Source organism: Enterobacter sp. 118C5 (assembly GCF_034107645.1).
Classification (GTDB): domain Bacteria; phylum Pseudomonadota; class Gammaproteobacteria; order Enterobacterales; family Enterobacteriaceae; genus Enterobacter; species Enterobacter nematophilus.
Genome location: NZ_JAWNEU010000009.1, coordinates 127,950 through 140,621 on the forward strand (window position 1 = coordinate 127,950; position 12,672 = coordinate 140,621).

The window sequence follows — 12,672 nt, forward strand, 5'->3', positions numbered from 1 at the left end:
TTAATTATGCGTCTTCGCCAAAAGCGTTTTTAAGCCATTCGATCTCATTTCCGGTGAAGGCTATCACATCGAAACGGCAATCCACAGTATCAAAGCTCCCATTATGGCGGGCAAGCCACAAGTGGGCAGTCTGTAATAATTTATGTTGTTTGGCGAGCGTCACGCTGGCGGCAGCACCGCCAAAACGGGAAGACTGTCGAAAGCGGACTTCTACAAACACAATCACCTGACCGTCTTTCATGATCAGATCAATTTCGCCGCCGCGCCCGCGGACGTTAGCGGCGATAAAGCGCAGTCCTTTGCCTTCAAGCCAGCGACGCGCTTTTAACTCCCACGCATCGCCGGTCTCTTTACGGCTTAGCTGGCCGGGACGATTTGCCCCTGCTGGTATTTGAGCCATGATAACTTCCTGTTAATCACACAGTCCTGAGTGGCGGTCAGATCGCCGGTGTTGCCGTTAAGCTCAAAGCCCGGCACCTGACGCATCTGAGTAAAGTGGTTTGCCAGCGCCCACGCATCGACACCCATCGCATACAGACGCGCCAGGGAGTAGTCGTTACGTACGGAGCTTAGCGCCTGCTGCATCAGCGCCGGGTTGCTGCCCGCCAGCATCGGGATTTCGCTGTACTGCAGGCCGTCCATTTCCAGACGGAAATCCGGGCCTGCGGTGCCCTGCGCGCTGCGGGAGCTGGCGTAGAGCGTTGCGCCGCTCTGGCTGCCGTTACGCATCGCAATCATCGGTTTGATAAAGGCGATCTCCTGCGGCGTGGCAACGATATAGGCCGCATCCACTTTACCACCGCCGCTTATCTGCGCGTCGGTAGGCGGGGCAGGGATGGTCAGGCCGCCAATGGTCACGCTCTGCTGCTGCGGCAGGCTGGCGGAAACCGGGCTGCCGCTGAGCGCGATACCCGCTCCACCGTTAACGCCCGCACGCAGTTCAGAAACGGAACCGAATTTCTGCTGCAGCACGATGCCGCCGCCCAGCTTCTGCCACTCGTCGGCAAAGGCATTAGCCACGCGATCGCCCAGCGTACTGCGCGGGATCAGCAGCAGCGGAGCCTGTTTACCCTGCTCGTGGATATGACGCGCCGCATCGCGGGCTTCATCTTCCGGAGAGAGTGCGAAGTAGCAAATATTGGCCCGGTTCTGAACCTGTTCCGGCTGGTTGAGCGCCAGCACGTTCAGCGTGGTGTTGCTCTTCATCAGCTCTTCCACGTTGTTCTTAAGCAGCGGGCCGACAACGATGCTCGCTCCGTCCTGCTGAACCTGCGCCAGCACCTGGTCAAGCGGCTTCGAACTGGTGTCGTAGATTTTCAGCTCAGCGCCAGGGTTCGCGCTGGTGGTCGCCACGGCCTGCGGCTGAGCGGCAGGCTGAGACGCTGGTTGTGCAGGCTGCTGTTGAGCCTGTTCTGCCGTTGCCTCTGGGGCAGGCATCGCTTGTGTCTCCGCCGGAGCCTGTGTTGCCGGTGCGGCAGTCGCTGGAGGGGTAGTCGGTGCGGTAACCGGGTTTTGCATCGTGCCCTGCGCCGGGGTTTGCGCCGTGGTCAGGTCACTGGTCTCGGCCGCGGAGGGGCTGACAACGTCGTTTACGTTGGCCGCCTGCGCTGCCTGCACCGGTACCGCACTGCCCGTTACCGGCGTGGTGCCGTTTTTCGCCGCTTCAAAGCCCTGTTGAATCGTACGGCCAAACACGGCCGCCTGGCCGTTTAGCGGCAGAAGCAGCGCAATTTTGCTTGTCGACGCAGGTTTAAAGTTCTGCACGTTTACCAACTGGGTTGGCAGCATTTTCGCCCCCGGGTTCTGCGGGTAACGGGTCTGCCAGTCGGTAATACCGGCTTTCAGCATCTTAGGATCGTTGCGGTTGTTAAACCACATCTGCTGCAGATCGAGCCAGCCCTGAAGCACGTTTTCGTCCGCGTTAATGACCAGCGCCTTTGCCTGATCCTGGGTCATCGAGGCAAGCGCCTGCCAGGTGGCATCAATGTTTTTCTGCTTGTCGGCACCGGCGAGCAGCGGCTCCTGGGCAATCAAGGCGCGCAGCAGGGTCAGGGAAGGGCGACCCTGTTCAGCGGTGATGCCAGCCTGCCAGAAGCGCGCCTGCTGGTTTTTATCCAGCGCGCTCAGGTCGATGCTCCCCAGGATCTTTTTCGCGCCATCATAATCTTTCTGCGCGACCTTCAGCTCGGCAGAGAGCAGGCTCTGCTCTAGATGCTGGGTATCGTTAAGCTCTTTCGGCAGTTGGCCGAACAGCTCGGCAGCCTGCTGGGTTTTGCCCTCTTTCAGCAGTGCACGAATGGCGAGTAATTGCCAGTTGATCCTGGTATCATTTGTACTCTGCGACATTTGTTGCAGATAAAAGCCAGAATCAGCCTGAGCGGAGCCCTGAAGATGGGCGGTGCTCTGGTCAGGTGCCTGGGTGCCACAGCCTGCAAAAATCAGGGCTGCGAGCAGCAGCGGCACGCTGCGCGTGGCTTTTTTTCGAAGAAACGTTAACGGTACCATACTGTATCCAGTGATTTTTTTACGCAATGCTCAATATTAAATCGGCAATACGGACGAAACAATGAAACAACACGAAACGGCAGATAATTCTCAAGGCCAGCTTTATATTGTACCTACTCCTATCGGGAATTTGTCTGATATTACCCAACGTGCGCTGACCGTATTGCAAGCTGTTGATTTAATTGCCGCTGAAGACACCCGACACACCGGTTTACTGCTGCAACATTTCGCGATTAACGCTCGTTTGTTTGCTCTGCACGATCACAATGAGCAACAAAAAGCCGAAACGCTGGTGGCGAAGCTCAAAGAGGGGCAGAACATCGCGCTGGTCTCTGACGCCGGGACGCCGCTGATTAACGATCCTGGCTACCATCTGGTGCGCACCTGTCGCGAAGCCGGTATTCGCGTTGTGCCGCTGCCGGGGCCGTGCGCCGCCATTGCTGCATTGAGCGCGGCGGGTCTGCCGTCCGATCGTTTCTGCTACGAAGGTTTCCTGCCCGCCAAATCCAAAGGCCGTCGCGATGTGTTAAAGGAACTGGAAGCCGAGCCGCGTACCCTGATCTTCTACGAATCCACCCACCGTCTGCTGGAAAGCATGGAAGATATGGTCACCGTCTGGGGCGAATCCCGCTACGTGGTGCTGGCGCGCGAGCTGACCAAAACCTGGGAAACCATTCACGGCGCGCCGGTAGGAGAACTGCTGGCGTGGGTGAAGGAAGATGAAAACCGCCGTAAAGGCGAAATGGTGCTGATTGTCGAAGGGCACAAGGAGGAAGAAGATGCCCTGCCTGCCGATGCGCTGCGCACGCTGGCGCTGCTGCAGGCGGAACTGCCGCTGAAGAAAGCTGCGGCGCTGGCGGCGGAAATACACGGCGTGAAGAAAAATGCGCTGTATAAGTATGCGCTGGAGCAGCAGGGGGAGTAACAGAGATGAGCCGCTATCAGCCTCCTTTCACCATCACCCCTCTTATCCTCAATCAGGTGGTTGAGATTGGTGAGCTATTGGGGCATTGGGCGGCACACTCAGGTAGAACTTCGCCACTTCTCCGTAAAGAGAACCGTATTCGAACCATTCAGGCCTCGCTAGCCATTGAACACAACTCGCTGACGACAGGGCAGGTGACGGCGATCATGGATGGCAAACGCGTGCTTGCACCCGAAAAAGATATTCAGGAAGTACGCAATGCTATCCTGGCCTATGAGAAATTGCCCGAATGGAAGCCCTGGAAGCTTAATGACATACTCAGTGCACATCGATTATTGATGCTGGGTCTGGTCGATCATCCCGGAAAGCTCAGAAATGGGGACGTAGGCGTGTACCGTGGAAACCAGTTAGTCCTCATGGCTCCGCCAGCCTCGCAGATGAACCGCCTTATCGACGATCTTCTTACCTGGCTTAAGCAAACCGATCTGCACCCGCTGATTGCCAACTCGGTATTTCATTACGAGTTTGAGTTTATTCATCCCTTTTCGGATGGTAATGGCCGCATGGGGCGGCTGTGGCAAACCTTGATCTTAAGCCAGTGGCGTGCAGAGCTTGCATGGCTGCCCGTTGAGACACTCATTCACTTTCAGCAAGCGCGCTATTACCAGATTTTAGGGCAATGCGATCGGGCCAGTGATTGCACTGCAATCGTCGCGTTTATGCTGCAAAATTTGGCCGAAGCTTTGCGGGAAGGCATGGATGTGACATCCATTATGTCGGAAAAGATGTCGGAAAAGATGTCGGAAGAATTGTCGGAAAAGGAAAACACAGTCCTTGAGCTTCTTACCGTTCAACCGCAAATGACTGCGGTGATGCTGGCCTCTGCAATGGGCGTGACTTCCCGCACTGCAGAACGTTATCTCCGTTCTTTGCAAACAAAAGGTAAATTAAAACGCTTGGGGGCAAGGAAAGGGGGAAGCTGGCAGGTTATGGCTTAACCTGCCAACTAAACATTTTTTTATTTACCTGGCATCGCCTCAAACACCAGCGTTTCCAGCGGCTGTAGCGTAACCACCACCGCGTTTTTATACTCCCCCGGTACGGTTGAATTATTGCCGTACACCGCTTTCAGACTAAACTGCGCCACGCCTCCCGTGGGGATTTCGAACTCTTTCGCTAAATCCAGATAGTAGCTTTGCGGCTTATCCGACGGGTTACGCAAGCCGAGTATGGCTTTCTCTTTACTCCACGAAGCCCAGCCGTAAACCTGCAGCGCCGTCGGGTCTCCGCCAATCCAGTGTGTATCCACCAGCACGCTGGCATTATCCCGCGACCATTTTGCGGCCTGCGCCAGCGTATCCCACTTCGCCTTGTTGAGCATTGAAGGGGTGATATACAGCTCCTGCAACTGGGTGCCGGTGGCGAAGTAGCTCCAGACCTGATCGGCAAAATCGCTGTCCGTTTGCACCTGCTCCAGCCCGTAATAGGCGTTCTCCGCGCTGACGATGCCGTGATACATCAGCGAGTTCAGCGGGAACAGCGGGCCTTTGCGCACAATGGAGCGGTACGTTTCGGCATCGCGGTAGGTCATCCACTGCTGCACCGGCGTGCCGGGGCCGTACAGGTTGATGTCATCACCCTGACGCCAGATGGAATCCGCGTAGAACAGCCAGGACGGACTGGCGTTGGTGCCGGTCGTCAGGTTGATAAACAGATTCGGGTTGGCGCTGCGCATGTTATGCAGCAGAGCGATGGAGGCGTCAAAATCCGAGGCGAACGGGCTGCCGGGGATATGCGCATTGGCATTACCCATCCCGTCCAGCTTGAACGAGGTAATGTGCTCGTTTTTGATAAGCTTAACGATCTGCTCATTGAAGTTCTTAAAGTAATTCGGCCCTGACAGCGCCAGCTTCCCGTCGACGGTTTCGAACCCATACTCTTTTGCATGCGAGACGCGAACGTCGCGCGGTTTGTTGTAGCCTCCCCACGGAGAGAGCCACAGCCCGACCGAGCTGTGCAGGCTGTCGGCTTTTTCCCGTACCTTGCCAAAACCGTTGCTGAACGCCGGGCCAAACAGCCAGCGTCCGGTCAGGTCGTCCCAGCCATCGTCGAGCAGGAAGGCGTCCAGCGCCACGCCGCGCCCGGCGATAAATTCCTTATTCCATTCGTCCATCCGCCCCAGTACGTCCTGTTCGGAATAGGGGGTAAAGAAGCCAATATCCATCCAGCTGTTGTAGTGCAGGTAAGGCTTATACGGACGCGGACGCACGGCATTAATAAACTGGTTTACGCTGCGGCGCAGCTGGCTGGTTTCCGGAAAGGTGCCTAAATACGTGGTATAGCTGACCGGCGTAGCGGGCTGAATCGGCGTTTTCAGCTCCACGTTAAGGTTGGTCGTCGCTTCATAGGCGTAGGTGTTAACGATGGGCTTGTCCGGGAGAATAAAGAACGAGTCCGCGACAATCGGCGAGCTGTTGATTGCCCCGTCAACGTAAGGGGCCTGCGTCTGCTTTTTCGTCGGGAAGAAGGTGATTTTCGCCACGTCACGCGGCTGGCCTACCGCCGCGAGGGTGTAATCGATGCTGGCGTAATTATCCTTCACCAGGTTGAGCTTCACCGTCACGTTAAAATCCGGATGCGAAAAGTCGATGATAATGGCGCCGTCCTGCTTTTCGACGTGCTTGATTTTGAAATCAGCGGTGTGGATTTTGGTTTCGTCCGGCAGCGTCAGAAAGAACAGTTCCTGCGGGGTGATGGGATGGTTGGCCCTTTTATCAGTCACCACTACCGTTGAATTGGCGTCATCAAAGGACAGGGCAATCTTGTCATTAGCGAGCGTATAGTTCGCAGCCATCGCGCTATGGGAAACGCACAGGGCAAGTATTGAGAGAGTGAGCACTTTTTTCATCAGGGTAAGATCCTTTTCGTTATGCTTCTGCCGGAAGACGCAGACGGTTCGCCGAGCCGCAAACGGCGATCTTGCTTCGGACCACCTCTTTCATGGCGTCCATCCCGACGCGCATGTAGAAGCGCGGATCGTTGCCCTGCGGGTTCTCGGCAAACCAGGCTTTGACCGCATCAGAGAAGGCGATTTTCAACTCGGTTGCGACGTTAACTTTGCACACGCCCAGTTCAATAGTGCGGCGCACATCATCATCCGGAACGTCGCTCGCACCGTGCAGCACCAGCGGAACCGCTACCACCTCGCGGATCTCAGCCAGCCGCTGGAAGTCAATTTTGGGGCGTTTGGTATAGAGGCCGTGCGCGGTGCCGATGGCGACGGCGAGGCTATCCACACCGGTCAGTTCAACGAAGCGTTTCGCCTCCTGTGGGTCTGTCAGGAATGCGCTTTCGGCGTCGACGCTCATGTCATCTTCCACACCCCCCAGACGGCCCAGTTCCGCCTCAACGCTACAGTCATTGAGGTGGCAAAAATCGACCACCGATTTCACCAGCTTCACGTTTTGTTCAAAGGGATAGTGGCTACCGTCGATCATTGCGCTGCGTACGCCGGCATGTACCTTGCGACGAATGTCATCCAGCGATTCGTGATGATCGAGATGCAGCGCCAGCGGCATGTCGTAGCTGAGAGAGTACGCGCTGCACAGGGCGTAGATCTCCTCCAGCGCAATATGTTTAAAAGTACCCGGTGTGCCTGCGAGGATCACCGGCGATCGCATTTCGCTGCACACTTCGAGGATCGCCTGGATCGTCTCGGCGTTATGGATGTTAAAGGCCGGAACGGCATAGCCCTTTGCCTGCGCGTCCTGAAGAAGATATTTGGTCGAAATAATACTCATAATGCGATCCTCTTAAGCCTGCCACGGATGAATAACCACGCCCTGTACCACGCGGTTGACCGTTCCGCTGGCGGATGGCGTGTCCGGCGTGTTGCCAACATGCAGAGACTGGGTCAGTGCAAAGACCTGGGCGTAGATCAGAAAGCAGAACGCTTGCTCCATATCGTTGAACGGACGGGAAGGCGGCAGCAGGATATGCGGCCCCGCTTCAATGGCCGGATCGTTTTCGGCGGCGATGGCGAGCACGCGCATGGCCTGGCGATCGCGGCGCAGTTCGGCCAGCAGGTCAAGATCGTACTGACGCGTATACGGATGGCTGGAGATAAACACCACCACCAGCGTTTCGTTATCCACCAGTGACTTAGGTCCGTGACGAAAGCCCGTTGGCGAATCGTAGAACGCCGCCAGCTTGCCCGCGGTCAGCTCCAGCACCTTCAGTGCAGACTCGCGCGCCGCGCCCTGCAGACCGCCGCTTCCCAGATACACAACGCGTTTCCACGGTTCGCTGCCAAAGACGCCCTGGCTGAAATCCCCAAGCGACGTGAGGATCGCCTGGCAGCGATCGGCGACGTCCCGGAAGTTATGGCTGCCGATCGTTTCTGGTGCGAATACGGCCAGACAGCTTGCCATCATGGTAGTAATGCTGCTGGTCATCGCGAACCCGCGATCGTGCGTTTCGGCTGGCATCAGCAGGGCAAAGGCGTTATCGCTCTCGACGGCGTTCTGGTACAGGCTTCCCGCCTCGTTGCAGGTGATCGACAGGTGGTAGCACTCCGGCACGAACCGGTTCGCCAGCTCAACGGCGGCGACACTCTCCGGGCTATTGCCGGAGCGGGCAAAAGAGACCAGCAGCAGCGGGTGTGCCGGGCTGAAGTAATCCATCGGGTTGGTGACCAGATCGGTAGTCGGTATAGCGGAAACGTTTTTCCCGGTGTGGCTCGCAAGCCAGGGGGCAATTATCTCGCCAATAAACGCGGAGGTGCCCGCGCCGGTGAGGACGATCCGCAGATCGCGCTTACGCAGCAGCGGCGTAAGGAAACCGTCAATCGAGGTGCGCAGATTATCGATGTTGTTGAGTGAGCGGAGCCAGCTGGCTGGCTGCTGGCGGATCTCTTTTTCGGTCCAGGTGCCGGTTGTGGCGGCGGTGGTTTGTTGCATAACTCAGTCCTTAGTCGTGTGAATTCCACATCAGACGCTGGCATACGTGTCGCTATCTTTCGTTTCGTTTCACTTTTTCACATTAGCTGTTAAATAAAATCTATAGAAAAGAAATCGAAAGTTCAATAAAAGAAAGGAAATAAAACGAAAAGTGTGATCGTGAAAGGAAAGGGTAAAGCTAAGGAAAGGAAAAGAAAGGCCTTACGATCAGATGCCGTAAGGCCGCCGGGACACGCAATGTAAGATTACAAAGGTGAGCGTTCGGAAAGTAGCCGGATCAAATCCCTTCCTCTGCGGGGGCTTCCTCGCGACAGCGACCAAGCTCATCCACCAGGCTGGTCAGGCCGCGGTGGCCGCACGCCAGCGCCTGCAGACGAAACGCTTCGCTGCTTAACCCGTCACGTTCCAGCACCATTTCCAGCAAAAGCTGTAGGTTGGTGCCGGTAATCACTTCGCTACCCGGTTTTTGCATCGCGAGCGTCGAGGCCACGCGAAACGGCGTGCCGCCGAGAAGATCGGTGAGAAAAATAATATCCTGCTCTGGATCCAGCTCACTCACCGCCTGCGCAAGCTGAGCGGTCAGCCTGGCAGTGGTGGAGGTTTCCGGAAAATCGATGGCGATAAACTGCGGCTGCTCGCCAAGAATCTGCCTCATCGCCTGTTCAAGCCCGCTGGCAAAGCCGCCGTGCCCCGTCAAAATAATGCCTAACATCGCAACCTCTTTGCTTTTACAGGAAGTGACAGAATTTACCGACAACGCCCAGCACCACGGTGATGCCAATCAGGCGCAGCGGGCTCCAGCCGCGGCGCACCAGCCAGAACATGGTCAGGGTGTAAACGAGCGGTAAAAAGGCGGGCATCAGCTTGTCGATCACGTCGGTTTGCAGCTTAACGACCGCATCCCCGGCTTTGATTTCGAGCGTGGTGTTCAGGCGCACGTAGGTGGCTACCAGCGCGCCGATCACCGTCATCCCCACAATGGACGCAGCATGGCCGACCTTTTTGGTGTTGGCCTTTATCAGCGGAATGGCCGCGACGCCCATCCGGTAAGCGTAGTGCGCCAGACCAAAGCGCAGGCCAAGATGCACCACGTTAAACAGGACGATAAAGACCACGGCGCCCAGAATAGAACCCTGCAGCGCCAGGCTGGCACCAATACCGCCGCAGATGGGCAGCAGGGTCAGCCAGAACATGGCGTCGCCGATGCCGCCGAGCGGTGCGCCGACCGCAATTTTGGTGCTCTGAATGCTGTTTACATCCTGCTTGGAACGCTCCATTGCCAGGATAATGCCGATAACAAAGGTCACCAGAAACGGGTGAGTATTAAAGAACCCCATGTGGCCTTTCATGGCGCGGGCCAGGTCACGCTTATTGGTGTGGATCTTTTTCAGCGCGGGCAGTAGCCCGTACAGCCAGCCGGAGGCCTGCATACGCTCGTAGTTGAACGACGCCTGTAACAGCATGGAGCGCCACGCCACGCGGTTAATGTCTTTCTTCGTCAGCTCTGCGCCAATGGTCTGGTCTTCATAGACGTTTTCATTCACGCCGGTGAGCAGGGTCTCTTCATTTTCAGAGACGCCCGGCAGGGTAGTTTGGTTAGATGCCATCTTCGAATTCCTCTTTCTGGGCCGCGGGAGCCGCCGGTTCAGGTGGTTTACGCATCAGGTCGATCAGCGCCATCGCCAGCGCGGCCGCCGCAATCGCCAGCACCGGAAGCTTCAGCCAGGCGGCAGCGACAAAACCGATAATGAAATAAGGGATGTAGACGTTTTTCATCATGATCTTCAGCAGCACGGCGAAGCCGATGGCTGGCATGATGCCGCCCGCGACGCCAAGGCCGTCTATCAGACGTTCCGGCAGGACATCAATGGCGGTTTTCGCGTGTTCCGCACCAAAGTAAATCGGCAGGAAGGCACACAGGAAGTAGAAGATACCCAGCGCCAGCAGGGCAAGATAGTTAACCCGCTCAATGCCGTTAGTGTCCGCGTTGGCCGCCATGCGATCGCAGCGGGACATCACGCCGGACATCACGGAGAAGAGGAACGTAATGCCCATCTGAACCGCCACGGCAAACGGTACGGCGACCCCAACGGCGACATCCGGCTTCACGCCCGTGGTGATGGCAAACGTGGTGCCGACGATAGTGCCGATAATGACGTTCGGCGGCTGCGCGCCCGCAAGCGGCGCCAGACCCATCCAGACCAGCTCTAACGTACCGCCGGTCAGGATCCCGGTATGCAGATCGCCCAGAATCAGGCCGACCAGTGGGCCAAGGACCACCGGGCGGTGCATGTGTGTTAAGCCGTTAAACATATCCAGGCCCGCGATAAAGGCAAGAAGCCCCAGCGCGAATGCCTGCAACAGACTGATTTCCATTGTGAATCCCTCAAAGCAGTTTAAAGAGATCCAAAGCGGTCTCTGTTGGAACGCCCTGAACAAAGCATTCCACCCCGGCCGCTTTCAGGCCGTTGAACGCAGCGATATCGTTCGCGTCGACAGAGACCGTTTTGGCAATTTGCTGTTTGCCACTGGCGTAGTGCATGTTTCCGACATTGATACGGGTGATGGGTACGCCGCCTTCAACCAGCTTCAGAAAATCGGCGGGTGATTTGCAGACCAGCAGAATTTTCTGGCGGTCAGCGGCGCGGTGAATGTTGTCGATCGTTTTTTGCAGCGACCAGAAACGCACGGCGATCCCTTCCGCGAGCACCATTTCCATCAGGTTTTGTTGAACCGGATCGTCAGCAACCTCGTCATTTGCCACCAGCACCAGGTTTGCCCCCGCAAACCCCACCCACTGCACGCCCACCTGTCCGTGGATCAGTCGTTCATCAATGCGGCATAAGACAATGTTTGGCATAGCGTTTTCCTCTTTTTAATTATGCGTGTGGAGTCGTTACGCCTTCGCAGGCGGCATGGTACTGCTGGAGTATGTCCTGAATGTGGTCAATGATGAGTTCCCGCGGCGTTGACTTGAGAGCGCCCTCGCGAACTTTGCTGTACTGCAGCGGCAGATACTGGCTGATAAGCGGCAGCGGGATGGGTTCGTCTGCCAGGTTGTGCACCAGTCGTTCAAAGGCGTCGTCAATCTGGCTGTCCGGCCAGTAATAGCGCACGCGGTCGGAGTAGCTGTAGCCGCGCGCCAGACGTCGCGCATTGCCGTCGCCGTGGTAGTGGCTTTGCCAGTATTCCGGGCGATCGAGCATCACGTTTTCCAGAACGTGACGCAGGCCAGAGCTGGCTTTCGCCGGCAGCAGTTCTTCTTCAATGGCGGCCAGTGAGAACAGCGCTTCGCGCAGGGCAAAAGTCAGGGCAGGGCCGACTTTTAAAATAGCGAAGTGATCGTTCACCAGCTGGCGCAGCGCCTGCGGCGTCTGGTAATCGGTGGAGTGCGCTTCAAAAACCAGCGTGTCGTAGGCTTCAACCATCTTACTCAGCGCGACGGCTTTTTTGGGCTGGTAGTCACAGACCTGCGCGTGGTCGAATTCCACGCCGGGCTGAACCACCAGGCCAATGATGCGCGGCCAGATGTGATTTAAGCCTTCCTTTTCGAACGCGTGGCGGTGGGCTTCAAGCGTGGCGCGAGCCGCCTCAGGCGTCGTGACCTCAAGCTCGGTCAGCGTTTCGTGCGCGCCACCCGGGACCGGCACTTCCGTGCCGATAACGTAGACCAGATCGGATCCACCAAACTGCTCTCGACAGGTCGCTTCGGCAATTTTCGCCAGGCGTGCGGCACGCGCGGCGACGATCGCATCGGTCAAGGGAACCGGATCGTCCTCGCAGGACATGCTGCAGTCGAGATGGATCTTCTTGAACCCGGCAGCCACGTAGCTTTTGATCAGATCGTCGGCATTCGCCATCGCCTGCAGAGCAGGCAGATTTTGCCAGCGGTTAGGCCCTAAATGATCGCCGCCGAGGATCAGCTGCGAAGTCGGGAAACCAAGCGATTCCGCCAGCTTACAGACGAACCCGTGGAAATCGGCGGGGGTCATGCCGGTATAGCCGCCGAACTGATCCACCTGGTTTGAGGTGGCTTCAATCAGCAGCGGCGTTTGGCGCGAATGGGCGTAACGAATGGCAGCTTCAAGTACCAGTGGATGTGCGGAACAGACGGCATAAATCCCGTTTGCATTCCCCCGTTTATGTTGTTCCACCATTTCTGTCAGATGTTTCACTTTCCTCTCCATTTCGGATGGTAATGATCTTTATCTTTCGTTTTGTTTCATTTAATCCTGCATTATGGTGGTGTAAAAATAAAACGAAAGATAATAGTTTTCCGATCTG

At 56.8% G+C, this 12,672-nt stretch carries 12 protein-coding genes; 2 read left to right on the forward strand and 10 right to left on the reverse strand.

Features of this window, described 5'->3' with window-relative positions:
• Nucleotides 1-4 precede the first annotated feature (4 nt).
• The gene (locus tag UTO39_RS15940; RefSeq protein WP_028014533.1) at nt 5-400 is read right to left on the reverse strand and encodes a YraN family protein; all 396 of its coding nucleotides are present in this window, start codon (nt 398-400) and stop codon (nt 5-7) included.
• Nucleotides 358-2,505: a penicillin-binding protein activator gene (locus tag UTO39_RS15945; RefSeq protein WP_320727552.1), complete on the reverse strand. Its 2,148-nt coding sequence runs from the start codon at nt 2,503-2,505 to the stop codon at nt 358-360. Before UTO39_RS15945 ends, UTO39_RS15940 begins: the two co-directional genes overlap by 43 nt.
• 61 nt (nt 2,506-2,566) lie before the next feature.
• Between UTO39_RS15945 and rsmI the strand changes: the two genes are divergently transcribed.
• Nucleotides 2,567-3,430 (forward strand): 16S rRNA (cytidine(1402)-2'-O)-methyltransferase, encoded by an 864-nt coding sequence (gene rsmI, locus UTO39_RS15950; protein WP_320727553.1) that lies wholly within the window; start codon nt 2,567-2,569, stop codon nt 3,428-3,430.
• Nucleotides 3,431-3,435: 5 nt separating this feature from the next.
• Nucleotides 3,436-4,428: a Fic family protein gene (locus UTO39_RS15955; protein ID WP_320727554.1), complete on the forward strand. Its 993-nt coding sequence runs from the start codon at nt 3,436-3,438 to the stop codon at nt 4,426-4,428.
• Nucleotides 4,429-4,448: 20 nt separating this feature from the next.
• On the opposite strand, the gene UTO39_RS15960 is transcribed toward UTO39_RS15955, so the two are convergent.
• The 8 genes from UTO39_RS15960 to kbaZ all read right to left on the reverse strand — a co-directional run bounded on the left by UTO39_RS15960 (nt 4,449) and on the right by kbaZ (nt 12,575).
• Nucleotides 4,449-6,338 (reverse strand): enterotoxin, encoded by a 1,890-nt coding sequence (locus UTO39_RS15960; protein WP_320727555.1) that lies wholly within the window; start codon nt 6,336-6,338, stop codon nt 4,449-4,451.
• A 19-nt stretch (nt 6,339-6,357) separates the two neighbouring features.
• The gene (gene kbaY, locus UTO39_RS15965; protein ID WP_320727556.1) at nt 6,358-7,230 is read right to left on the reverse strand and encodes a tagatose-bisphosphate aldolase subunit KbaY; all 873 of its coding nucleotides are present in this window, start codon (nt 7,228-7,230) and stop codon (nt 6,358-6,360) included.
• A 12-nt stretch (nt 7,231-7,242) separates the two neighbouring features.
• Complete coding sequence (locus tag UTO39_RS15970) at nt 7,243-8,388, reverse strand: SIS domain-containing protein (RefSeq protein WP_320727557.1); 1,146 nt, start codon at nt 8,386-8,388, stop codon at nt 7,243-7,245.
• A 277-nt stretch (nt 8,389-8,665) separates the two neighbouring features.
• Nucleotides 8,666-9,100 (reverse strand): PTS galactosamine/N-acetylgalactosamine transporter subunit IIA, encoded by a 435-nt coding sequence (agaF, locus tag UTO39_RS15975; RefSeq protein ID WP_061096973.1) that lies wholly within the window; start codon nt 9,098-9,100, stop codon nt 8,666-8,668.
• 16 nt (nt 9,101-9,116) lie between these two features.
• Nucleotides 9,117-9,995 carry a PTS N-acetylgalactosamine transporter subunit IID gene (gene agaE, locus UTO39_RS15980; RefSeq protein WP_218727590.1) on the reverse strand — a complete coding sequence of 293 codons (879 nt, stop codon included), beginning with the start codon at nt 9,993-9,995 and terminating at the stop codon, nt 9,117-9,119.
• The gene (gene agaW, locus UTO39_RS15985; protein ID WP_061096975.1) at nt 9,985-10,764 is read right to left on the reverse strand and encodes a PTS N-acetylgalactosamine transporter subunit IIC; all 780 of its coding nucleotides are present in this window, start codon (nt 10,762-10,764) and stop codon (nt 9,985-9,987) included. The genes agaE and agaW overlap by 11 nt, the downstream gene beginning before the upstream one ends.
• Nucleotides 10,765-10,774: 10 nt before the next feature.
• Complete coding sequence (agaV, locus tag UTO39_RS15990; protein WP_061096976.1) at nt 10,775-11,248, reverse strand: PTS N-acetylgalactosamine transporter subunit IIB; 474 nt, start codon at nt 11,246-11,248, stop codon at nt 10,775-10,777.
• A 19-nt stretch (nt 11,249-11,267) separates the two neighbouring features.
• Nucleotides 11,268-12,575: a tagatose-bisphosphate aldolase subunit KbaZ gene (gene kbaZ / locus UTO39_RS15995; RefSeq protein ID WP_320727558.1), complete on the reverse strand. Its 1,308-nt coding sequence runs from the start codon at nt 12,573-12,575 to the stop codon at nt 11,268-11,270.
• Between the last annotated feature and the right edge of the window lie 97 nt (nt 12,576-12,672).